This is a genomic window from Paraniabella aurantiaca (genome assembly GCF_050309965.1).
Taxonomy (GTDB): domain Bacteria; phylum Bacteroidota; class Bacteroidia; order Chitinophagales; family Chitinophagaceae; genus Niabella.
This window is the reverse complement of sequence record NZ_JBLOSY010000002.1, coordinates 1,104,906-1,131,118: the sequence shown is the minus strand read 5'-3', so window position 1 is coordinate 1,131,118 and position 26,213 is coordinate 1,104,906. Positions and strand designations below refer to the sequence as shown.

The 26,213-nt window shown below is 39.0% G+C and carries 12 protein-coding genes; 6 read left to right on the top strand and 6 right to left on the bottom strand.

Features of this window, described 5'->3' with window-relative positions:
- Positions 1-10 precede the first annotated feature (10 nt).
- The 6 genes from ACLOAU_RS19100 to ACLOAU_RS19075 all read right to left on the bottom strand — a co-directional run bounded on the left by ACLOAU_RS19100 (position 11) and on the right by ACLOAU_RS19075 (position 10,729).
- Positions 11-3,178 (bottom strand): SusC/RagA family TonB-linked outer membrane protein, encoded by a 3,168-nt coding sequence (locus ACLOAU_RS19100; RefSeq protein ID WP_427863506.1) that lies wholly within the window; start codon positions 3,176-3,178, stop codon positions 11-13.
- A gap of 45 nt (positions 3,179-3,223) precedes the next feature.
- The gene (locus ACLOAU_RS19095; RefSeq protein ID WP_427863505.1) at positions 3,224-4,237 is read right to left on the bottom strand and encodes a DUF5007 domain-containing protein; all 1,014 of its coding nucleotides are present in this window, start codon (positions 4,235-4,237) and stop codon (positions 3,224-3,226) included.
- A 22-nt stretch (positions 4,238-4,259) separates the two neighbouring features.
- Positions 4,260-5,045 carry a fasciclin domain-containing protein gene (locus tag ACLOAU_RS19090; RefSeq protein WP_427863504.1) on the bottom strand — a complete coding sequence of 262 codons (786 nt, stop codon included), beginning with the start codon at positions 5,043-5,045 and terminating at the stop codon, positions 4,260-4,262.
- An 88-nt stretch (positions 5,046-5,133) separates the two neighbouring features.
- Positions 5,134-6,723, bottom strand: a complete 1,590-nt coding sequence (locus tag ACLOAU_RS19085) for a RagB/SusD family nutrient uptake outer membrane protein (RefSeq protein WP_427863503.1) — start codon at positions 6,721-6,723, stop codon at positions 5,134-5,136.
- Positions 6,724-6,743: 20 nt separating this feature from the next.
- Positions 6,744-9,686 carry a TonB-dependent receptor plug domain-containing protein gene (locus ACLOAU_RS19080; protein ID WP_427863502.1) on the bottom strand — a complete coding sequence of 981 codons (2,943 nt, stop codon included), beginning with the start codon at positions 9,684-9,686 and terminating at the stop codon, positions 6,744-6,746.
- 476 nt (positions 9,687-10,162) lie between these two features.
- Positions 10,163-10,729, bottom strand: a complete 567-nt coding sequence (locus tag ACLOAU_RS19075; protein ID WP_427863501.1) for a hypothetical protein — start codon at positions 10,727-10,729, stop codon at positions 10,163-10,165.
- A 459-nt stretch (positions 10,730-11,188) separates the two neighbouring features.
- Here ACLOAU_RS19075 and ACLOAU_RS19070 point away from each other — a divergent pair, with 459 nt between their 5' ends.
- The 6 genes from ACLOAU_RS19070 to ACLOAU_RS19045 all read left to right on the top strand — a co-directional run bounded on the left by ACLOAU_RS19070 (position 11,189) and on the right by ACLOAU_RS19045 (position 26,107).
- Positions 11,189-14,341 (top strand): ligand-binding sensor domain-containing protein, encoded by a 3,153-nt coding sequence (locus ACLOAU_RS19070; RefSeq protein WP_427863500.1) that lies wholly within the window; start codon positions 11,189-11,191, stop codon positions 14,339-14,341.
- 12 nt (positions 14,342-14,353) lie between these two features.
- A complete protein-coding gene (locus tag ACLOAU_RS19065; RefSeq protein WP_427863499.1) occupies positions 14,354-15,124 on the top strand; it encodes a response regulator transcription factor in 771 nt (256 codons plus the stop codon).
- Positions 15,125-18,325: 3,201 nt separating this feature from the next.
- The gene (locus ACLOAU_RS19060; RefSeq protein ID WP_427863498.1) at positions 18,326-21,574 is read left to right on the top strand and encodes a SusC/RagA family TonB-linked outer membrane protein; all 3,249 of its coding nucleotides are present in this window, start codon (positions 18,326-18,328) and stop codon (positions 21,572-21,574) included.
- A 32-nt stretch (positions 21,575-21,606) separates the two neighbouring features.
- Entirely contained in the window at positions 21,607-23,388 is a 1,782-nt protein-coding gene (locus ACLOAU_RS19055) for a RagB/SusD family nutrient uptake outer membrane protein (protein WP_427860337.1), read from the top strand.
- 67 nt (positions 23,389-23,455) lie between these two features.
- Positions 23,456-23,893, top strand: coding sequence for a hypothetical protein (locus ACLOAU_RS19050; protein ID WP_427860336.1), 438 nt, complete (start codon positions 23,456-23,458; stop codon positions 23,891-23,893).
- Positions 23,894-24,055: 162 nt separating this feature from the next.
- Complete coding sequence (locus ACLOAU_RS19045) at positions 24,056-26,107, top strand: endonuclease/exonuclease/phosphatase family protein (RefSeq protein WP_427863497.1); 2,052 nt, start codon at positions 24,056-24,058, stop codon at positions 26,105-26,107.
- Positions 26,108-26,213 lie beyond the last annotated feature (106 nt).

Here is a 26,213-nt window from a genome sequence, read left to right as displayed (position 1 = left end):
CGAAAAAGATTTAGAATTGAACATTAATACCAAATGAGAATTGTTTCGAATTAGGATACCCGTTAGAAATATCCCGTCCTAATGCGGAAACCTGCTCAGGGTTAGCTCCCGAATATTTTGTAAGAATAAGCAGGTTATAGGCACTCAGGCTTAACCTGCACGAACTCATACCATATCTTGCAACAAGATCTTTTGGGATATTATAAAGCAGGGTAACATCGCCCAGCTTCCAGTAAGAACCGTTTTCCATGAAAAGTGTCTGGTTAGATCTGAAGGACCCCAGGGAGTTCGCTCTTCTAAAATCAAAAGGATTGGGATACTCCGCATTCGTTATTCCTGTTGACAAATCGCCTGGTTGAAGCGGTTTCCAATAATCATAATCAGCAATGGAAAGCATGGCATTCATAGAAGTAGGATTCGTATATGCCCGAAAACGCTCTGCACTAGCCAAATTGATTACATCCCTATTGATAAAATATTGAATATTTACATTTAAAGTAAAATCATGAAAAATCAGGTTGGAGCTAATACCCCCATAGTATTTAGGTTCGGGATTTCCCAATGGCACAAGATCTTTTTCATCAATAATATAATCTCCATTCACATCGGTCCAAATGGGATCACCGGCTTTAAAGTAAAGTCCACTACTGTTGCCAAACTGCTTAGGCAGGCCGGTAGCGGGATTAATAGGCACATCGGCATCGCTGGCATAAACACCTTCGGTGCGATATACCAGATTGGAGAATTGATTGCGCCCGAGACGCATTACAATAGGTACCGTCTGGTTGGCATCATTAAAATCAGACTTCACGTATTCCCGCATTTCACCAGGTAGCTTTGCCATAATGGTTTTATTAAGGGAACCATTAGCGCTCACAGTCCACCTGATGCCTGGCCTGTCTATAGGGCGAACGGTAAGTGTAAGCAGGTGATTTCGCTTAGCCAGGCTGGCATCAACTGTTTTAAGCCTCGTAAATCCATTTGCGTAGCTCAGATCAACCGCCAGCGTTAGGTTATCAATAGTAGTATACATAAAAATATACTCTGCTGTAATACGATTTTTGAAAAAGCTAAGCTCGGTGCTAAAGCTGGTCGTGGTATTCTCCTCCGGTAAGAAGTTGACGTTAGGTATCGTTTCAAAATCGATCAGATAAGTTGGATCATTATTAAATCTCTGACCAAATATATATTTACCGAACACATCGAATATACTTCCATTAGGTTTGATGGTTTGCCCCCAACTTCCCTTCACAGAGGCGGTAGACAACCAGTCACTCCAGTTTTTCGCAAAATCCTCATAGTGCGCATTCCAGCGGGCGGCCAAAGAGGGACTCTTTTGTGCTCCCTGGTTAGGACCATTGATTGAGGTTCTGTCGATACGGTAACTGGCATCAAAAACATACCTTTTATCAAAATTATACGACGCGTATCCTCCATAACCATGTATACGTTCCTGCTTCAGCGAGTTTAAAGTTCCACCTCTTGTAAGATTGGAATTATACCCGTACCCACCCTCTATCTGATCGCTGGGGGTTTGAACAATCTCTATAGCTTCCGCTTTGGTACTGTAAGCATTTATTTCGTTAAATCCGTTAAGACTAAAGTTGTGCTGACCAAGTATAGCGTTGTATCCCAACTGCGTACGGTTAGACAAATTATTGTCCCTGTCATTATACAGATAACCAAAAGTGGAGCCCTGGTTTAAAAAAGCGGGGGTAAAAAAATCTTTAACGCCTGTAGCAAAACTATAGCTAAAAAGGTTAGATACCCGGAGGCCTTTTAGAAATTCATAGCTTATATCCAAACTGGACAAAAGGCTTTTGGATGTATTTTCACTCCTAATGAACCCGTTGGCAATAGCTGCCGATTGATCGGAATATTTAGACGGCTGAGGCAATAACGAGGAAAGATTCGCCAGATCTGCCAAGCTACCTAAAGTAGCTCCTGTACTGCTCCCGGTTTGAGTGCTACCAAATTGTCCATTAAGAAACATTGATATTTTAAATTGCTCCACCGGCATATAAGTTCCATTCATAGATAAGCCGTAACGTTTAAAACCTGTATTTTTTACTATATTTCTGTCGTCATAGTAGTTGAGATTGGTTTTATAATTAAAACTGCGTGAACCACCATACACCGTAATATTATGATTATGGCTCACTGTGGGTGCAACCACATAGTCCTGCCAATTTGTAGAATTACTGTAATATGCATTTAAGCTATCAGAAAGAAAGGAATTGCCATTGATTAACTCTTTTGATATCTCTCCGTATGCAGTATCATAATTCAAAATGGTGTATAATCTTTGCCGGCGCTCTTCTGCTCCACCAACAGTTGTTCTCATTTGAGGTGGAGTCTGGTACATAATATTACCAGAGTATTGTACTATGGGCACTTTAGACTGTCCACGTTTAGTAGTTACTATTATTACGCCATAGGCAGCCCTGGACCCATACAATGAAGTGGCAGCGGCATCCCTCAATACTTCCATCTGATCGATATCTTCAGGCGGAATCAGCGACAATGGATTGATCCCTGCACCACCTGACTGAAAACCATATTCATATTTTGAGTTAACATCTATCGGAACACCATCCACTATAAATAAGGGTGAAGTAGGAGACAAGAATCCATCACTTCCAATGCTAATAGATGAGCTACCGTTCAATGTTATAGTAGGACCAGCCCCCGGACCAGACAAATTATTTTGAATATTCAACCCAGCCACTTTACCCTGAAGCAGTGATGCAACGTTGTTTACCGGAACATTTTGAAGGGCCTCTCCTTTTACTACCGTACTTGATCCTGTTTGTACATCCTTGGCGCGCGATCTGAATCCCTGCACAACCACATCCTGTTCTGCTTTCCCTTTACTTTCTGCCAGTGCAACCACTAACAGCGTATCGGCTGCCGCAATTGCTCGGGTAAGGCTTTCGTATTGGATATGGGTGAACTCTAATATGGTTCCAGGTGACAGATACAGCTCAAATGCACCCGATGCATTCGTTATAGCCAAATGTTTTTTTGATGTTTTATTGGTAACCGAAACACCCTGCACTATACCTCCGCTGCTATTTACAACGGTCCCCTTTACAAGGATATTATTTTGTGCATGTGTAACTATGGCCGTTGTTAAAAACAGAAAAAGCCCTAGCAAAAATTTTGACACACTCCTCATAACATGAAATTTATTTATGTGCATATCAATGCTCATTGTTCAATATTAATCGTTTGTAAACCTGGGATTATCTGTTACAAATTGGAATATCACCTCCCAATTGCCTGGTTCATATATGGCAAATGAAAATTCGATAGTAGCTCTTTCAATCGCCCCACCAAAACCTATACGTTCATAGCTAAATACAGTTCTGGCCATACTACCGTCTCCAGTGGTATAGCCGGTCTTTTTCTTTACCAAAGGAATGGGATAAAGCACATCATAGGTAACTCCTGCAGCGGTCATGTTAGGATTGAAACCATGCACCAGACCTGTCCATTTGGTTTTTGCAAACAAAGCTGGATTGATCAGGCGCCCGTTCTTATCTAAAAAACGAAAAGTAATTTTATTTTCTGCCCCACCTTCTATTTTTTTCATAGAGACCAATAAATCGCTTGCAGACAGGTAGCGGTTAGTGCTATCACCCTTTACATTAAATAATGTGGCGTTGTATACACCCGGGGTTAGTTCATGTCCGCTAACTATATCCCTGTTAGACGGTTCGGTAGGGCGTTCCCTGTAGGGCATTAATTTCAGGTCTCTGAAAAAACGTCTTCCACCTGTGTTGCTTATTTCCACATCAAATAAATAGCCCGAGTCAGGTATTGCTCTGACAAAATTTGAACGGGCCGTATTCCACATTATAACGTCACCGGAGTATTTACCGATATCCAATATCGCCCTGTTTTGCACTTCCTGCTTTGCCTGTAGCTGTTCTATAGAAGTCTCAGTTCCGGTATACACCTGCTTCCATACTGTTACCGGCAATACTGATTCCAGTTCCGGTGCAGGTTCGCCATTTCTCCTCCTGATATTTCGGATGTAAAACTCAGTAGGGTACGTAGTTGTACCTTTGAAAAAAGGAGTATAGTAATTATCTCTACCTAGTATAGGCTCAAATAATACCTGCGAATACCGCGAATCTTTACCAATATTCTCTCTTTCATCCGGGAAATATTTCCCGCAGCCAAAGCTACCTATCAAAAACAACGCTATAACGGAAAAAGTATTCTTATTCATATACTCCATCATTTTTTGTTTCCTATCTCCTGTTTACTGATCTTATAAAAGTGTTTCCAAAACCAAAGTCATGACCCACGTCCAAAAGGTTAACCACTGCATTACTGGTTACGATGTCACTGGTTGATGTTTTAGTAGTTACCCAATAACGTGTGAATATGGAATTATTCCTGTCACTGAAATTGATCAGTGTAGGTCCGCCTGCTACATATCCGCTGGCATTGGTAAACAGCATTTTCATGTTCATTACATAGCTATACTTAATCGTTGCGACATCTCTGCCGTCAGAAAGTGTATTGAACAAATCGCTGCTTACAATTTTATCCCTCACTATGTATTTGCACAAAGTGCTGTCGAGCAGTTTTACATCTATAGTGTTAATATCAAGCGGTGGCATCTGAGGCACTGAATCCAGGCGCGCCTGGTTCGCATTAAACAACGCTATTTCGAAACTGCGGTTGGCCGGCGCAAAAAAAGTTACCTGCGAACTTCTCAGGGAATCTATCAAGCCCGGCACCCGTGCCAACGCTTTAAGCAATGAGTCAAAAACTCCCTTTTGGGATTCGAGATAAGCATAAGCGTCTCCATTAAAGCTAACAGAGGGTACGCTTGCGTTTTTGTAAGTAGAATCTGTCTTTGTACAACCAGGCGCCATCATCAGTACAATCATTAATAAGAAAGCCATTGTGCTTAACTGTATTACTCCTATCCTATTAATAGATGATTGAGATACAGATTTCGTGTTTAAACTGCCTGTGGCATTACTGCCATTAGTATGAAAAGATAACCTGACCATACGTCCATTCATTTGAGTACATTTTTTATACATTGTAAGAGCGCTTCCGCATCCTGTCCAGTGCGTATAATTAAACCGAGATCGTTTTAAAATATGGCGCTTAATGCAGCCAGTAAGTATTTTGAACCAGTTTGGGATTCCTGTCTAAAACAGCCTGTGCTATGGGCCAATAAATACCTCCCTCATCCAGTAGTTTATTAAATGCGGTATCATTTCTTAGTAATCTGTTTTGTCTTATCTGGTCGTACCAACGCCAGCCTTCGCCGGCAAACTCACGACGCCTTTCCGCGAAAATTTCTTTGATGATATCATTTCTGTTAGTTGAAGTCCCTAACAAATTGTCCAGCCCTCTTGAGTTGCGGACATTATTAAGCAGCGTTACAGCTTCCGTGTATCTTCCCAGTACAGCCAGGGCTTCAGCTCTTAACAACATAATCTCCTCCAATCTCGTAAATACAAGCGATGAGGTAAACTGTGCAAACATTCCCGATCCGGCCCCATCATCCACTATCCTTATTTTTTTAAATACAGGTATTTCTGCATTATAATCTTCGATATAATTAGTTAGTAAGGTGCCGGCCTCAATAGCGGTTGGATCCAAACCAAACCGTTGGTCTTTCCCACCGGTATTGGCGAATATGTCAGCCACTATATTTTTCGGTATATAAATATCTGGCTGCAGTTTTGACATTTTAAAAACAGAAGTGTTTGCTAATGTTAATTGCTCAAAATGTCCATTGGTAGAAGCCTCTCCATCCTGCTTAAGAAAGGAAAAGGAAAAAATTGGATAAATATTAGTTCCATCAGTGCCCCTGTTAAACAAACCTGCATTGGATGAAGACACCATCATATTGGTTGACACTGTTGACAGAAGACTTTTGGAATAGTTATTCATTATAAATTCCGTATAAATCGCCGTGTTGATATAGTCTTCTTTCCAGGCTGAAATATGCGCCAGTATAGCATAAGCAGCGGTTCTGCTAAATGGTCTGCCCGCCCATTCGGCCTGTGAGTAATCATAGTAGTTATTGGGATACTTAAAATCCTCTCCCGCCACCGAATATAAATAAGGCAATGCCGGAGCTACTGCTACTAACTCATTTTCTGCAAAAGTGAGCACAGCGTCTTTGCCCGTACGTGCGTACTGTTCAAAACTTTGTCCTTCCCCTGAAGTTGTGATTAATGGTACATCTCCCCATATACGTACTATATAGAAGTACGCAAAAGCTCTTAAAGCCCTGGCTTGTGCTACATCCAGGTTGTGATAGGACTCAGTATAACGGGCATCGGTCATACAGCGTGCTGATTTCTCAATAAATACGTTGCAGGCATTTATCAGTGCATAAAAATGTCTCCAGTTACTTGCCTCATCAATCAAATCATATGAAGCATTTAGCTTTCCTTCGATAATTGCTTTTAAATCCGGCCTTGCCACAGCCCTGAAATCGCCATTCCTTATTTCTCCAAATAACCAATGAGCATTGTTAGCGGCCGCTGCAACACGAAACAACCCATATAAAGAAATAAGGCCGCTACGTGCATCATCGTAAGAATCCCAGCTTGCAGACTCAGTAGCTATACGGGTAGATTCAAAATCAATTTGTTTGTTGCATGAAAGAGTGCCTGCCAATAATGCCCCCAACATCATCAGGTACATTATGCGCTGAATCTGTTTTTTAAGAAAAATCATTTTCATCATTTTACTATTGCTTAGAAATCGAGTTTAAAACCCACTACCACAGACCTCGACAAAGACAACCCCTCTCCTCGGTAATAGCCGTTATAATTTACCAGCTCCGGATCATCACCTTTGAATTTTGCCAGCGTTAAAAGGTTCGTTCCGGTTATGTATAAAAGGCTTCTTTTAAATGAGGCTTTTTTACCTGCTATTCGAGAAAAGTCATAACCTAAAGAAATGGATCTTAACTTCAGAAATGACAGATTCTCGAGAAACAGATCCTGGTCAACCCGATAAGGAGATGTATTGCTCCATGGATTGTAAACGGGATACATATCCAGGTCTTGCTTCTTTTCCCAATAAGTAATCTCCTTTACTGAATTGATCGTTTGAACAGCCTCGGTATTAATAAAATCCAACCGGTTAGATGCATAAGAGTTCAATGCCTGATGGCCCAGTGCATAATAAAATTGAAAATCGAATGTGAATGACCGAAAAAACAGAGAGCTTCCCAAACCACCTGTAACCTTCGGCATATAATTTCCTTCCAGCACTTTGTCTTTATTGTCGATAGTGTTATCGTTATTTACGTCCAGCCACCTGGCATCTCCTGCTACCACAGGAACACCTTTTACGGTGAGGCCAGATGGTATCTCACTTGAGCTGTTATAGATACCGGTATTCTGCAACACCCAAAACTGGTCTACCGGTGCGCCTACTTTTAATTTATAATTGCCCATGATTATCTCATCAAAACCGTCAGGCAATGTTTTTAGAATATTTTTATTATAGTTGGTGTTTAGATTAATATCCCAACGCAAAGACCTGCTATTATCTGTGAGCAGATTTGCATCTACCGATACATCGATTCCTTTATTGTTTACATGTAAACCGGATTTATAGGCATTTGCAAAGCCCCACTCTGACGCGACGGGTATAGGAAATAAACCATTTTTATCGTCCTTATTATAAACATCTACTCCTACCTTCAGCCTGTTTGCTGCAAATCCCATACGTACTCCCAACTGGAACTTATCTACATAGGTCCAGGGAATATCATACCCCACCCAACCAGTTGTGTAGGGCCTTGAAACACCAGGGATGCCGGCGTAAGAACCCAGGGTAGGCTCATTGCCCCAACCGAGATCGACCCTGTACTGCGGGCCAGCCTGGAACCTGTCATCGGAAAATGTTTTGCCCAATCTCGACCACCCACCGTTGAACCCTAATGTTGAAAATAGTTCCGAATCGTTCATCAGATGCCGCTTTACATTCCACTCAGCACCGGCGCCAAAACCAGTAAACCACTTGTTATTAACCGGCATTGTGGAAGACCCGTCTCTTCTGATCAGAGCATTAACTGTCAAAATATCACTAAGCTCATAAGCCATGTTACCGCCAAAGGATAGCAATGACGTCTTCATTTTGCTGGGAAAGTAGTGTACTACAACACCATTAGTGCTTAAATAATCACCCGCCCCCCGGGTACCATTTACAATAACTGATTTAATAAAATCGTTGGGTGTATTATAAGCGTACGCATAATTATAACGCAACATGTCGTTATTAAAACCCTGCGTAATACCTAACCTGAGCCGTTCGTTTTGATTGAATTTGAAAGTGTAATCTAATGAGTGATTCGTAATAAGCCGTTGATTGTAGCCAAAGTAGGAAGATGCGAAATTGTTGGTTTCCAAAAGGCTGCTTGGCCAAAAAACATCTCTCATTCCCTCATTGTAGTCAAAACCCAGTCTTCCTGTATAATGAAATCCTTTAACATCGGCCTCTACTGCAAGGTATCCCTGAAGCGCATTATTAATATTATCATCAATAGTTATCGTTTTATCGAATTGAGAGAGATAAGTACTATAGAGTCTTTTATTAGGCGTTAGCGGATTGGTAAGATCGGGGATATACCGTTGCTCAGCTAAACGATCCCTCACACTTCGGTTTCGTTGCCTATCGAGCCTGTTATAAGATATCATGCTTGAAATCATCAACCACTTCACAGGTGCCACATTCAGCATAAAGCTGGCGCCATATTTCGAAAGAGAGGTATTATCTGCGCTATTCGTGTTTTTCACTACATTTCCAAAAAATCTGAAATTCGCTCTTTTCGTTCCTGCACTAAGACCAAAATCCGCATTATACAAGGCAGCTGTTTTGTAATATTCATCCGTCCAGTTGGCAGCTCCGTAATAATCATTATTAGTTGAATCTCTCAGGTATTGCGGATAATTAAGCATATCTGTAACTGTCCCATACTTTTCATAAAACTTCTTTCTAAACTCATTTTCATAGCTGGCATTTAAAGAGGTCACCTTGTGTGCCGGAACGATACCATAATAAGAATTAACAGACAGGTCGAAGCGAGATGCCTGGCGGGTTTTTATCCAAATAGCTCCGTTAGAAGCTATTGGTCCCAGAGATGCCAGGGCCAAAGGATCTTTCAGTACTTCGATGGACTCAATATTATCCGGATTAATGATGGACATGAGGTTTGTGGCCGGGCCTATACGATTGAAGTCATACTTCTGAATATCATAAGCAAAAGGATTATCGACTAACAAGGGAAGTCCGTTTACATAAACCGCCGGTTGCTGATCATATAAATACTTTTTATTTAACAAGGGAGCCGATAACCCATGTATAAACATATTTTGAATGGTACCCGGCTCTCCCGTTGGCTCCTGTATATAAACACCAGCTGCATTTCCTTTAAGCATTTGCTGAAGGGAAATATAAGGTTGCTTGTTCACCAGCTCCAACCGGATTTTATTAATTGAAAAAGTATCTCTGTCAGACACTGGTCCGGTGATGTTGACTCCATTGGCAGGCCTTACCAGCATGCTGCTATCAGATGTCTGCTCAGAAGTATCTGATACATTTTGTGCATATGTCAACAAGCTATATGCGAAAAAAACCAACAATAATAAAAGCTTTCGAAACCCATTCAAGCCAAAAACTATTCTCATCGAGTTAAAGATTTTGTTTACTTATCCTAATTGCCATGACCTTTCCAATAAAAACAGCCATCGGCCATTGACCACAACAATTTCAGCAGTAGTAATTTGTTCAATGCTGAACCACTCTATTCTGTTAAGCATACAGGAAAATATCCCAAGCAGTTTTGTGTTATAATTGCACGATTTAACCTTTAAATAACACCGGTATAAAGAAATGTCAAATTCATTACAACGGATATCTCTTTTGATTCAGATCTTTGTCATTTTCTGTCACGAGTACGATCATTCATGAAATCACAAAATATTTTTTGTTTTTCAGCACGGTAGCGTTAACGAACTTTAAAACTGTGGCAGCCTGTCAAAATAGATTCGCGATCAATAGTGTAATATTAAACATGAGGAGAATAAAAGGTTGGTAGAGGACTGCTGAGAGGGAGAAACGGACCTGCCACGTAAAATGGCCCAACCAAAGCAGGCTAAAAACCCTAAAACGCGAACATTAGTTTTTCCCTATATTTTTTAATAATCTCAGGATTTAACGACTCTGACAGTTTACTTGATAACCTTATCTCATCCAGCGAACCGAGTATTAACGCCAGGGCACTTCTTGTAAAGGGAGTATATTTACGGGCAAGCTTGACTAACAGTTTCTTTTCTTCACCAGAAAGATTCGCGATCACTTCGCGGTACTTAGCTAGAGCTTCCTTCAGATTTTTTTTAGAAATTTTTCTAAAAAGAAGGGTAAGATCCAGCAATTGCAGGTAAGGTATAATATCTTTTGATATCGGATTCCTTTGCACAATAAAGATTACTGATCTATCTTTTAATACTATTGTAGGAATATTTGCGGTTCCAAAAACATAAATCACATCATGACCAGTTATACCTAACATATTTACTATGTCAGCGTTCATGATATACCAGTTTGTTTTACCGTTTTCTTTAATCACTTGCATAACTGCCTCTATTGCAGTTGACATTGAGACTATTTCGGGCTGTTTGAGCCTTTTAAATAATTTTTCTCGAAAAGGCACATCATCATTTTTACCCATATAGCCCTATTTGCAGACAGACAATGCAACTATTAGCATTTAAGTTTTTATAGATTGAGTATGTCCTGGTAACCAAGCTATCAGGACCGCTATTGTATAAATATAAGTGCTACCGCTTCGAAAGCACTTCTGACCTATCCAACAGTAATTTATAGGTATAGATTTCCGGGAAACCAACCTGTGCTTTACTAATAAAATGATTATACAGCCCGAAGCTGATTTGCTACATTTAACAGAAAACATCATCCAAACAAAGATTACATATACATTACTTTATCAATTTTGAAAGCTGTCCATCTTATTCACATAATCATGAAATTATGTTATGATTATAACAAGCAATATCCCTTTTGATTCAACTTTTTGTCATTTTGCGTCATTACTTCTGTCTTAAATTGCCGGGTTAGTTATATGTATGTAATATCTTCGCAGCATACTCAAAATTAACCGGCAATCATTATGCGTTTTTCTGTTTTTATAATTTGGGTGTTTTTTCTATTAATTACGCGTTCGGCAAATGCACAACAGGCCTTCACACATATCAATACCGAAGGAGGCTTAAGCAGCTACTGCACTTTTGCAACATTACAGGATAAAAATGGGTTTATCTGGATAGCGACATCGGATGGACTCAATCGTTTTGACGGCTATAACTATAAAATTTTCAGAAACTTCGACAAGGAATCTAAAGAGGATGATAATTATATAGTTTTCAAATTACTAGAAAGCAAAATTGGAGAATTGTGGATAGCTACTAATAAAGGAATATTTATTTTCAACTCTCATACCGAGAGCTTTCAACAAGTAAAAAATATTCCCGATGGCATCATTATGGGTATGATAGAAGACTTAAATGGAACCATCTGGGTTTCTGTTAATAACCGCATCTATATCTGCCCCTTCAAAACAAAAAAGGGACAACAGTTGGACAATCGTCAGAATTTGTTGTTTACAACTCTTGCCCTTACAAAAGAAGGGCTAGTATGGGTGGGAACCGAATCTGGTGAAATAGGTTATTGGCAATCCAAAGACAGTGTCTTTTCGTTTTACAAAATATTCTCGGAAACACACCCAGAAACGAACCGACGGGTTGAAAAGATATACGACAATGGGAATGGGGACCTGCTGGTAGGTTCGCGCCAGGGTGCCAAACAATTTACCCCTGAAACCATGATGATAAAAGGTCTCCCCGTTTATAATAATGAGCGCAAGGGAGTGCTTGTTCTGGATTTTATAAAGATGAAGCAAAACGAAATTTGGGTGGCCACAGATAATGGCATTTACATTGTAGATAATAATGGGATACTTTTATATCACCTGCGCAAAGATAATACCAATCCCTATTCTCTTTCGGACAATACCGTGCAGGCTTTTTTTAAAGATAAAGAAGGAGGATTATGGATCAACACTTATTTCGGAGGAGTGAATTATTATGCTCCAAACAATCAAGTTTTTGAGAACTATTTCCCAGGATCCGGAGCGCATTCTATGAAAGGCAATATTATCAGAAATATAACTGGAGATTATAAAGGGCATATTTGGCTTGCGATGGAAGACGGAGGCCTAAATAAATTTATTCCCGAAACGCGGCAGTTCGTTAACTTTTCCCCTTCTGGTCATAAAAGAAAAATTGCCAGCCAAACCATACATGGACTTCTGGCGGATGATAATCATCTCTGGATTGGTACATCAAGACTGGGAATTGACATACTGGATATCGAAACCGAAAAAGTTATAAGACATATTTCGGCTGGTTCCGGAGCATTTGATCTGAAAAGCAATATACCCCTCGATTTTTTTCAGGCATCCGACAACACAGTGTGGATAGGTACTGCAAATGGAATCTATAAATTTAGCAAGGATAATAATCGATTCGAAAGACCCGTATACTTTCCTCAGAATATTATATGCTACAACTTCCTGGAAACTCCAGACCATACTATATGGGCAGCAACATCTAAAGGAGTATATTTTTACAATCCTTTAAAAAATTTAAACGGGCGCTTAAAAGTAATGGAGGGGAAAAAAGACCTGCTTAGTAGCAATCCTTCTATTCTAATTTTTCAAAGCATAGATCTTTCATTATGGGTAAGCACACGTAACGGCCTATTTCAAATTAACCTATCAACCAACAAGGTCAAAAAATATACCACAGCAAGAGGACTTCCAGCTAATATCATTAATTCAATAACCGAAGACGAGCTGGGAAATATATGGATTACAACTCCCAAAGGATTAGCCCGCTTGGATAAACAATCGAAAAGCATCACTGTCTACAATGAGGCGAACAGAATACAGGGCGGCCATTTTGTATTTGGGTCTTCTTATAAGGCCAAAGACGGATATATATATCTGGGGACATTAAACGGTATGATCCGGTTTAATCCTGCAACCATATATAAGGATATTTACGCGCCTCCGGTTTATATCACTAATTTTTCAGTATTTAATATTCCTTTGTCAATCGGTAAGCAAAATGACGCATTAAAAAAATCCATTTTATTTACTGATACAATAACGCTAAGTCACGAACAATCGTCTTTTAATATAGACTTTGCCGCATTAAATTACAGAGCTCCAAACAATATCGAATACGCATATTTTATGGAAGGCCTTGATGATAATTGGAACGTAATTAAAAATAACCGCACTATATATTTTACCGGTTTGCCGCCCGGCAACTACTTATTTAAAGTTCGTTCCACCAACAGCAGTGGTATCTGGCAAAATAATGAAAAGGTATTAAAGATCAACATTCTGCCTCCCTTCTGGAAAACCACATACGCATATATTGTTTATACGCTGTTACTAGCCGGTGTGTTGTTGCTGGTCGTTTGGCAGTATAATAAAAGATTGATAACCAAACATAAAAGGGCTATACAGGTATATGAAATGCAGAAGGAAAAAGAAGTATATGCTTCAAAAACAATATTTTTCAACAACGTAGTACACGAGCTTCGCGCGCCGGTTGCGCTTTTAAAAGTTCCATTGGATATGGCGGTGACAGATAGCAAACAACTTCCTCGCACGCAAAAGTACCTTAATATAATGGGAAAAAATGTAAACAGACTGCTTGAACTCATTAATCAATTACTCGAGCTCCAAAAGGCACGGGCGGCACAATTTGAAATTCTGCCATCCTACTTTCCAATGCGGCCATTTCTCGATGACTTCTATTTTGTTTTTGAACCTTCCATCAAAGATAAAAAAATTGCTTTCGATATTCAAATAGACGACAACGTAACCCATATTTATGGCGACAGGGAAGCACTCACCAAAATCATTACTAATTTATGGGACAATGCTATAAAATACGCCCAGCAGCAGGTAAAAATACAGATCTCATATACTGATCACACTCAAAAGGAGTTAAAAATAGCTATTAGCAACGACGGCAACCTTATTCCATCAGAGAGCAGGGAAACCATATTTGAACCTTTTGCCCGACTGCCTAAAGATAAAAAAATAACAGGGTCGGGAATTGGTTTGGCGATGGTAAAAACCCTTGCCACCCTACACGAAGGCAGTATTTGTTTAGAAGTAACAGAGAAATTTAATATATTTATCCTCAAACTACCAGTGCCTGATTATAAACAAAACAAATTATTCTAACTAATACCCGACATGCTACAACCGACAGTTCTTTTGGTTGATGATGAAGAAGACTTTATCGAACTATTATCTGATACGCTTGAAGATAAATATAAAATACTGACGGCCAATGATGCGGAAACTGCACTTTCCATACTGGAGCAAAGCAATGTTTCGTTGGTCATCAGCGATGTAATGATGTCCGGTATAAATGGTTTTGAACTGTGCGATACTATAAAGTCTGATATTGGTCACAGCCATATTCCTGTCATTTTGCTTACAGCAAGAAATGCTATACAAGATAAAATTGAAGGACTGAATAATGGCGCCGACGTTTACATAGAAAAACCCTTTAACCCTGAATATTTAGGAGCGCAGGTGGATAGCCTCCTGAACAATCGAAAAAAAATAAAAGAGCACTTTTCAAAGCAGCCGGTTACTAAACTTATCAGTGTCGCACAATCAACAACCGATGAAAATTTCCTTAATCAACTCAACACTGTAATTGAATACCACATCAACAATCCTGTACTGGATGTTGAATTCCTTTCCAGTAAAATGGCTATGAGCAAGTCTTCTCTATACCGTAAGATACAATCGACATTAGATTTAACGCCCCATGAATTAATCAGTCTAACCCGGTTAAAAAAAGCAGCAGAACTTATTGCTAAGCGTAGCTACATGATGAATGAAATTGCAATGATGGTAGGATACAGTTCCGGAGCCCGGTTTAGTAAAAGCTTTAAACAGCAGTTCGGCATCAGTCCTTCTGAATATGCTCAGTTAGATAAACATCATCTTTAAAAGAGTTGCTTCCTAATTTACTACCCTTCTTTCGGATTGCTTAATTTAGAATTGTTTATTTCGATTCACATCCCCTCCACTAAACGATTAAGTACAGGTATTTCTAAATAGCCGTCAACTATCTTAAGCTCCTTGTCAAGAAAAGTTTCTTACTTCAAAGCTAAACCTGACAGTAGTAAATTCCTTACCCGCATTTCCGCCTACCAATCCGATAAAATTCATTTTTCAAGGATAGGGCTCATTATCCCGATAGAAGTATTTCTTCAGAGTTTAAAAATGAAAAACATCAGTTATGGGTTGCACTAGTTTTGTACCTATACCACGATACCCGCAATTCGCTAACTGATATCAGGGCGAAGAACAATAAATTTCATTCAGAAATGAACGATATAATATTTAGAGCTCCGGTAGCGGGTTCAACTTTGACACAATAGCTAAAAAGAAAAAAGGTCCTTCCGTGGAAACGAGCTGACCCCTAACGATTGCTTGCCATATAAAATCTTCGAAAATCCATTTAAATAGCTCTTCAACTTCTTCATTCTCTAAAAAATACTCTTTGGATTTTTTGAAATATGAAATTATTTTCCGCATTTAAAAGAGCGAGAAACCCGACCTGGAAAGGTCAGGAGTTCGCATCTACCTTCTAAACAAAATCTTTGAACGATTTATAAATTAAAAATGTTGTCCAAGCTTGAATTCAAAATCTGTTCAAGATATCTTCCTTATCTAACTCTTAAAATAAAGATGATCAAAAGAACATCATTCAAAAATAATAATACCTTTTTTGATATTAAATTCCCATATCTTATCGGTAAAATAGCAATAAATCATTATTGAAAATAAACTTTAAGCAACTGATAATTGGTTATTTAACCTGTTACACATTTTGTTTATACAGAAAGAGATAAAACAGAGGATATTTCAAATTTCAATCTCTTTTTTTTAATTTATTGACTGCCTCATCCTAAAATAAGTTAACACAAAGTATTGTACGGGTTTTGCTTTACAGTCACTCATACCGAACTCGGCTGTCATAGGATTTACTGATATGGAACATTTTGTCAGCATTGATTTTATTCTATTCAAATTGAGAAATAGATACTCCCAATAGCATTTAGTAGCGTCAAATTGTTCCGGGGTGGATGAGTTGGTCCGTCTATTTTGTCCGTCTGTTGATGCCGCCACGGTTGTACTTTAGGGTTATCACTAACGGCGCGGGATTTTGCATTTGCGTGAGAAATCGAAGTACAAAAGCTGGTCTTACTACTAGTGTGCAATAAAAAACACTCCAAAAGGAACTGTTTCAGTTATCAAAAGGCTATTCGAAAATCTCCATCAATTCTATTAGCAAGATTGTCTATACGCCTCAATACATCAAATTATCTTCTCTTGATAGTGAGTAACAAAAGAAGCTAAGGATGTTAATCACATCGAATTTCCTGCTTTTAAAACACATGAAAATTTGTTTGCAGAGCTTTTAAAGGAATCACACATTCTGCTTTAAATAGTATCATAGTAAGCAAGAATGAAGCATAGTGCTTTATCGAGACATAGCCAGGATTTTGATACACTTTCATATTTTGTATCTCATGCTCTGTTTGTAGCGATTTCGTCGGCCGTTTTGCCAGTAGGAAATACTAAAAATTCTCTCAAACGACGTACATTATAAACGGCCATATTAAGGTAAAATAATTTCCAGAAACATAACATGTATCTTGTTAATCAATTAGGATTATTCTGAATAAAAATTCATGTCCCCTTCAATTAGATTGAGAGTGTATCATAATTCTATTATTTCGAGACAGTTTTCACAACTCTGGAATGGGCGTTTACACCATCTTTATCTACCTGTCAATTCTCACATAACTATCAGTACGATTTTTATAACTCAGAGACTCCCTATTTTTTTGCGAGAAATGATCACTACGACTAAACTCAACTACATAGCTGGAAGAATAATCGCTTTTTTCATTGTAATCACTTGTCACATTCTCGCCGACATTATCCTGATTAACAGCGGTACCCAAATAAAGGCGATATGGTTCTGGCCGAGGACCTGCCAGCCTATACTATAGAATCATATATAATGGCTGGACTGGATAATGTGCCTAAATCCAATGGTGTGTTGTAATACAACCTATAAATTGAACTCTAACCGTCGTACTTAAGAAAACAAAAAAATAGCAACAGAGTCGACAGACTCTTGGTTTTTGAATCATCACAAACAGTACCTTAAATTTTTTTATATGATTGGAGTCATTTAAATACAAAACCTAAACAAAACTCGCTATTACTTTTTTTAAGCTTCTTAGCTCATCAATTACAAATACTATTTATTAAGTCTGCACTCGCTTCTACGACCAATCCCTTACTATCAACAAACTAAAGCATGACCAATCCAGTCTTACACCTTAGTCTTCAATTCAATTAAACATCTGCTATTAAATTCCCAATAAACATAGAATTAAGATACTTTAAATTTAACCAACGAACTCGCTTGAAGATCCTCTCGCAACATGAAATGAATAATTATTCTTATCAAGAGTTACTAAATAGTAATTTATTACTACTATATAGTGCTTATGAATTATTCCCAGAATGCCGCTGCCTAAAACTAATAAAATAACTAAGACGTCCCAGAATTATACACATTTAAAAAGTCTTTTGACTATGCTGACAGGCCGGTTGGTCCGGATACTAACTCCTCCCCTGGAGGTAACAAAAAAATAATATTAAATTAATTGAATATTCATTCAATTAATTGATTTATCAATATGCCACTACGTATCTTTGGTATCCTGAACTGCGAATTAGACCCCTTTTAATTTAATATTATCGTTCGATTATCAGGAGTTTAATTGGTCTATTTAAAGAACTATTAATCATTTTTTCCGATCATTTCAAAGCATAAAAACATTATGAGGAATCATTTTAAGTCCACACTAGCTATTGAAGTAAACCCGAAGAAAGCGATGCAAACGTTTGCGCAAAAAACAGTCTTAATTTAAATTGAATAAACATTCAATTTAAATTTGTATTAGCAAATAGCAGAATATCATTTTATCTCATACTGTATTCTCCTGTTGTGTCAGTGCATGCCGGTATATGTTTTGTAATTTTTGTTTGTGCTTCAAATAATCAAGGCTTTAAAAACAAATTATATCTCTCGCTATATCATTTATTAGTTAAAAAACAATTGCAATGAGTAAATTCAAACTACCTATTCTGCTGTTTTTCTTATTTGCGGTTACATCGGTTATTGCGCAAACCAGGCAAATAACCGGCAACGTAAAAGATGAAACAGGGGCTTCAATACCAGGGGCCACAATTTCTGTGAAAGGAACCAGCATTACTGTACAGGCCGATGCTTCAGGAGCTTTTACCGTGTCTGTAAATTCAAAAGACCTGTTAACCGTTTCAGCAATTGGTTATACAACCCAGGATGTTGAAACCGACATCTCCGGACCTATAAACATCGTACTTAAAAAAAATGAGCAGGGATTGGACGAAGTGGTGGTTGTAGGTTATGGTACCCGTAAACGGACAAACGTAGCGGGGGCTGTAGATCAGATTGCAGGCAAGAAAATTTCCGACCGCCCTGTTGCCAATGTTTTGCAAGGACTACAGGGACTAAGTGCAGGACTCAATATTTCTTATGCCGGCGGTTCGCCGGGAGCCACTCCTAATATTAATATCAGAGGAATGGGATCCATTAATGGAGGCGGCGGATCGCCATTGATACTGATCGACGGAATAGCATCACAGATAGATGATATGTTGAGATTAAATCCAACCGATATAGAATCAATTACGACGTTAAGAGATGGCGGAACAGCTGCTATTTATGGAGCCCGTGCGGCATTCGGAGTTTTAATGATAGAAACTAAAAAAGGTAAACTGGGAGGACGTCAAACTATATCATACAATAACTACTTTGCTTTGTCCAAAAGAACGGTGATGCCCGACCCGATTACCGACCCTTACATTTATAAAAAGCTAAGGCGTATAGCCCTCGAAAATTCTCCATGGAATGACAACTCCTATGGCACCTTCTTTCCCTGGGAGCAGGAATGGGCAAAGCAGCGTTCCGACGACCCATCGGTAGAAGATGTCAGGCCCAATCCCGACGATCCGACACAGTGGGCCTATATGGGGAGTAACAACTTTAACGATTACTTCTTTAGCAAAAGTAATTTCTCTCATTATCAAAATCTTGCTTTTAGCGGGTCGTCTTCTGGGAAAATGCCCATCACCTACCTGTTATCTGCCGATTATACGAAAGAAAATGGTCTTATTAAAATAACAAAGAATGACTGGACCAGGAGCGGCTTTAGAGGCAATATAGGCATCAATCCATTGTCGTGGTTGAAAATCGAAGACAACATGACCATTTACCAGTTGAAAAAAGATTTACCGACCTATAATGTAACAGATGTTTACTACACCCAGCCTGTTAACGTACCTAAAAATCCGGATGGCACCTGGGGTAATAACAGCGCCGGTATTTTAGCGGGAGGATTGGTTGATGGTGGCAGAAATCTTGAAACCCGCTTTGGATTTAATAATATCCTCAGAGGTGTTCTTAGCTTCTTTGATAAAGACCTTGTTATTACTGGATCTATGAGTAACAAAAGGGAACTATGGAAAGGCAACTACTCGAGCCTGCCCTTTGAAGTGGGGTACGGCCCTAATGATGTACGACAGGTCAATACTCCTGGTTATATTTCTACCGTAAACGGAACTGTTGTTCAGGATATTTACGATCTGTTTGCGAACTATCATAAAAAATGGGGAGAACATAGCTTTGCCCTAACTGCCGGTTACAACCAGGAGAACTATCAATGGGACCCTACCTCAGCCAGCAGAAACCAGCTTATATCAAGAGACCTGCCTTACATTTCACTAACGGTTGATAATACATCGGCCTCCATCTCTCAGTCTGGTTTCGGCAGCTCCTATTATGAATATGCTATTCGCAGCTATTTTGGCCGTTTAAACTATTCGTTCAAAGATCGCTACATACTCGATTTCATTGCGCGCCGGGATGGATCATCCAGGTTCCCCTCCAACAACCGGTGGGCGTTCACACCGGGAGTGTCCGGAGCATGGGTAGTAAACAAGGAAAAATTCTGGGATAACTTAAATAACATAATTCCTAATTTTAAATTGCGGGCTTCATATGCCAATCAGGGTAATCAGTCAGTAGCCTACTATGGTTATTTGCAGAATCTGCCAATCGGAACCTCCGGCTACCTTATTGGTGGCAACCGAACGCCTGTTACCTCAGCTCCTAACCTGTCAGTCGATCCTAATAATTATACATGGGAAAGTGTTATATCAAACAATTTCGGAACGGACATAGGACTTTTTAAAAACCATCTGAATATTACATTTGACTACTACGTAAGGAAGACCACCGGGATGCTTGGCCCCGCTAAGGTACTACCGGCCGTTCTGGGAAGCAGTGCGCCCCAGCAAAACGCTGCCGATATGTCTACAAATGGATGGGAGCTTACAGCGAGCTATAATAACAATTTTACAGTAGCTAACAAACCGTTTTCTTACACAATAAAAGGCCAGTTATGGGACAGCAAGAGTAAGATTACGAAATACGATAATCCACTTGGACTATTTTCAGCAGCCTGGAGACAAGGACAGACAGTTGGAGAAATATGGGGTCTTGAAAGTGATGGCTTTTTTAAAGACAAGGCAGATATAGCCACTCTGGATCAGTCGGCAATTATTCCTTGGGGAGCCCTTGAAATTGTACCAGGCTGGCCGAAGTATATTGACCAGGACGGAGATAAAAAAATCATCCAGGGGCTTAGCGATAAAGATCCGAAAGACTTAAAAATAATTGGGAATAGCCAGGCCCGGTATAGGTATTCATTTAATGTAGATATGTCATGGAACAATATTGATTTATCCGTCTTTTTACAAGGGGTGGGTAAAATGGATTATTATCCTCAACATTATTTGTTTTGGGGGCTTTACCAGCAGCCATACGCCAACATGTACCCCTGGTTACTTGACTTCTACAGGCCTGAAGCTGCTTCTGCCGAAGAAAGAGCGGGCTATCCCCAAGCTTATATTAACGCGGGACTTGCTGACGCAAATCTCAACTCCTATTATCCGGTATTACAATCGTGGCTGGCAGACAATAACTATCACGAGGGAGGCAAAGATTATGGTTTAGATCTGGCACAATCGAAATACTTACTTAATGCATCCTATTTACGGGTTAAAAACATAACAGTTGGGTATACACTTCCAAACCAGTTAACAAAGAAAATAGGAATAGACCGGTTGAGATTATTTTTTACTGGCGACAACATTACCGAATTTTCTAAAATCAAAAAGTATCTCGACCCTGAATCTATTGTTGATGGATACGGCTGGGCCTACCCTTACCAGAGAAAATATTCTTTAGGCTTAAATGTTACATTTTAGTAATCGATCGTAAAAATTTTAAAGCAAAAGAAATGAAAAATTATATATACTTATGTTTGTTGATCATAGCAACGGCTTCCTGTAAAAAGGACTTTTTAGACCGATACCCGCAAACGGTTATTTCGCCACAACTTTATTTTAAAACAGAAAGTGATTTAAGCCTATATGTGAATGGCATGTTGAGTAAGAGAGGAACAAGCATTTATGTAAACAGTGACGAGCAATCAACAGATGATTATTCAACAACAGGAAATGTGCGCATGAAAAATATGCTCGCTGGTAATATATCTGCCGACAATACGCCCAGCTTTTGGGGCTGGTCTACTCTAAGAAATATTAATTACTTCTTAGATAACTATTCCGGCGCTAATACCACCGCAGAAGTAAAAAATCATTATGCAGGTCTGGCCAGATATTACAGGGCTTTATTCTATATGGATAAAGTGAAAGTATACTCAAATGTTCCATGGTACAGCCACGTAATTGAAGCATCAGACTCTGCAAGTTTGTATAAGGCCAGTGATCCCAGAAGCCTCATTATAGACAGCATTTTTAAAGATCTGGACTATGCCGTAAATAATGTAAGAGAAAGCGTGCCGGCAGGAACACCGGGTCTTTGGGCAGTTAAAACAATGTATGCCCGTTTAGCATTACATGAGGGCACTTACAGGAAATACCATCCCGAATTAAATTTGCAGAATACTGCCAACCGTTTTCTGGAGCTGGCAAAAACTCAGGCTAACGATATTATTACTTCCGGAAAATTTTTGTTGACACCTAATTATGGCGACCTGTTTGTTAGCCAGGACCTGAGCGCGAACAAGGAAGTGATTTTAAATACAGTTTATGATGTAGCAAAACAAGCGGGCTCTGACATCAACAGTGTTGTTTCGGCCAACTTTGAGCAATCTCCTTCAAGAGACCTAGTACAAGAGTACTTAATGATAGACGGTTCACGGTTTACCAGTACTGACGACTACCAGAAAAAACAATACGTAGAAGAATTTAAAAATCGAGACCCACGGATCTATGCAACATTTATGACTCCTGGATTTGTAAGGCTGCCGGCCACAACTCCGCTGGTACCACTTTTAAGTACGGGTTTTACAGGATATTACCAGAAAAAAGGCTATCAAAACAGCATTGATCCAAACGTAAGGGGCGGCGCAGACGTTCCGGAATTACGATACGCTGAAGTGCTGCTTACCTATGCTGAGGCCAGTGCCGAACTCGGCAGCCTCACTCAGGCAGATATAGATAAGTCCATTAATCTATTAAGAACAAGAGCCGGTATACCCGGGCTCAACCTTGCAAATGCAAATGCCAACCCAGATCCGGTTTTAGCGAATAAATTCTCTGATGTAACAGGCGCCAATAAAGGAGCTATTTTGGAAATCAGAAGAGAGAGAAGAGTGGAGTTTGCATTTGAAGGCAAACGGTACGATGACTTAATGCGTTGGAATGGAGGTAAGGTATTTGAAAAGTATCCACAGGGAATGTATTTCCCAGGACTGGGCCAATATGATTTAACAGGAGACAATGTTGCAGATATAATTTTAGTAAGCAGAACTGCTACAATTCCTCCCGTTGATCAAAGAATAAAAAACTCGCTTGGTGTGACACTTGTTTATTATAAAGTAGGCACTTTTGGCCAATCAGGTAGCATTCCATTAGAGAACGGAGAAACCGGAGGACCTATTGTAACCGGATTAGCACCCAGAACATTTGTAGCTCCAAAATATTATTATTTCCCGATACCGATATCACAAACAACGCAAAACCCAAAATTGCAACAACCCCATGGTTGGGAATAAGGAAATCGTAAAAAGCTATTCAAATATTTAAACTCTCAAATTTTATAATTCTCAAAAAAAAATTACAATGAAAAAGAATGTTTTATTACTCTTATTGTTTGTTCTGTCTCTATCTTTTATTTCATACATTCCCGCTGAGGTATCAGATATGAGCGCCCCTGGTGTTAGTAGAATTAAAGTTACCAACTTAAAAGAAAGCAATTTTGCCGGCATTACTGTGCATGCAGCTCCTGCGCCTCCATCGCCTTATACAAAATCAGTTTACTTTAAGTATAACAACCTGAATGTTGGTAATAAATTTAAAGTAGTAAGTGAAGATGGATGCGCTTTTTATACTGTTGTTAATGGCAATCCTATTACTTACACACCAGTTACATCAGCAGAAAACATATTTGGTGTATTCTTTAAAGCAGAAGCGGGTTGCGGCCAGGACAGAACAATTACGGTATATTATGATGATAATGGCACCTGGATATCACAGGCTACTTTTGTAATTAATATTTGACACCTTAACTATAAACAGAAATGTTCATTGCCTGATTTAAAAATTACATTGTTCATTTATCCTTCGATAAGTAAAGGTCGTTCCAGTGAACGGCCTTTACCTGCAAAACAGCTTTATATTTAATTGGAACCCGAAATAACGTTAAATCATCATCATATAAGTATGAGTATTTCAAAAAGAGTAAACCATATTGTTATATGTCTACTCCATTGTATCCCCCTTGGAATATTTGCCCAAAATGCTGACAACAACCTTGCTTTGCATCTGGATGGAGAAGATAATCAGATACGTACAGGTATAGGGATTATGAAAGCGCCCTGGACTCTGGAAGCATGGATCAAAGGAAATGACACCTCTTGGAAAGAAGAAGAGGTGATTTTTGGCGGTGGTGAATACAGCGCTTTAAATACGGCTGAAAATCTGCCACTTGTTATCAAAAAAGGAAAATTACATAGCGCCGGCGCACAATTATTATCTCCTACCATTTTAAATGATCAGTGGCACCATGTAGCTATTAGCTGTAACGGAGTTTTCACTCATCTCTATTTGGATGGCGTAAAAATATGCAGTAAGAGAATTGCATTTCCAATCATACCAGGTGCCATTGGAGTATGCGAAAATAGAAAAACTGCTTTTGGGGGTTGGGTGGATGAAGTTCGCATTTGGCAGACTGAGGTAGCTGCACAGACAATACAAAAATGGGCACACCAATCTATTAATCCGTCACATCCTAATTTTAAGAAAATTGTGGCTTACTATAATTTTAATGACGGTATAGATAAATCTGCTATTAATTGGGTAGGAAAAGGTTCCCAAGCTTATCATTTACGAAACGGAAGAAATAATTATAAAGGACAAAAGCCGTTGGCATATACCGAAATAAATGATAATCCAAAATTTGTAAAACCCGCAAAAGAACAGAAATTATTTAACGCAATAACAATTCATAGCGAATGGGACATTGACCAAGGAGCTTCCGACAACGCCATATTAAAATTAAGAATTGCGGTTACCGGTTCACTAACACCATTAGCACTTACAGGCATAACTCTGGACCTATCGTCAGTATCAGCTCTATCAGACATTTCGCGAATACATATTTATCACACAGGCAAGACAGCTCATTCAACTATAAAATCAGAAATATTCGGAAAAGGAACAATCCCATCTAAAAAAATTGTTCTTTCAGAAAGAAATACGCCTATTCGTTTATCTGCGGGTATAAATTATTTCTTGATTACAGCTGACTTTTCTGCCAAGGCTGCCATAGGAAATAAGATAAAAATAGACATTCCTGTTTTTGAGTTAAATAATAGGCATTATACACCGGAGACTACAAATTCATCTATTGCTCCAACAATAACACCTAACAATTACACCGATGCCAATATTATAAAAGTCTTACAATGGAATATATGGCATGGAGGTATACACGTAGGAAATAACGGAATCAACAACATTATAAATCTAATAAAAGCAACACATGCAGATATTATTACTATGCAAGAAGCATATGGCTCACAATTGCGTATTGCCGAATCATTAAATTACTTTCTAAGTACAGCATCTTCTAATGACAATCTTGCCATATATAGCCGTTTTCCTATAGCTAAACATTTACCTCCCTATAGCACTTTCAATTCAAATCCAGTGATACTCACTTTACCCAATAGCAAAAAAATTCTGGTGAATGCTTGTTGGCTCAGGTATGCAACTAATCCCGAATACACTTCACTCTACCCTAACAAGGGTTCAAATACTAACTTATGGATAGCAAAGGACTCTATGTCAAACCTGTTAGACATACACGAAATTATTTCAAAAGACACAGAACCATATCTGAAAGACTCAAATATACCAGTGATCATTGGAGGCGACTTCAACTCATGTAGCCACCTTGACTGGACAAAAGCTGCCATTCCTTTACATTTTGGATATGGACCTGTTGCTTTCCCGACTTCACGTTATTTATTGGCCAAAGGATATAAAGATAGTTTCAGGGAAATAAACCCCAATGAAGTAGCGCAATCAGAAGGTACATGGTCACCTATTTACGGACAATTGCCTGCCTGCAGAATAGATTTCATTTATTATAAGGGGTGTGGAATAAAAGCAATTACTTCAAAGATAATAAGGACAGCTCCTGACATCGATGATGTTTGGCCATCTGATCATGCAGGGGTACTCACTACTTTTCAACTTACAAACGATTAAAAATATCACAAATTGCACAATTCACATCGTTGCTATAAAAAAACATTAGCATTAATCACAATACAGCACCAAATAAGCCTTTGACCAATTCAGTCCTAAGATGTGA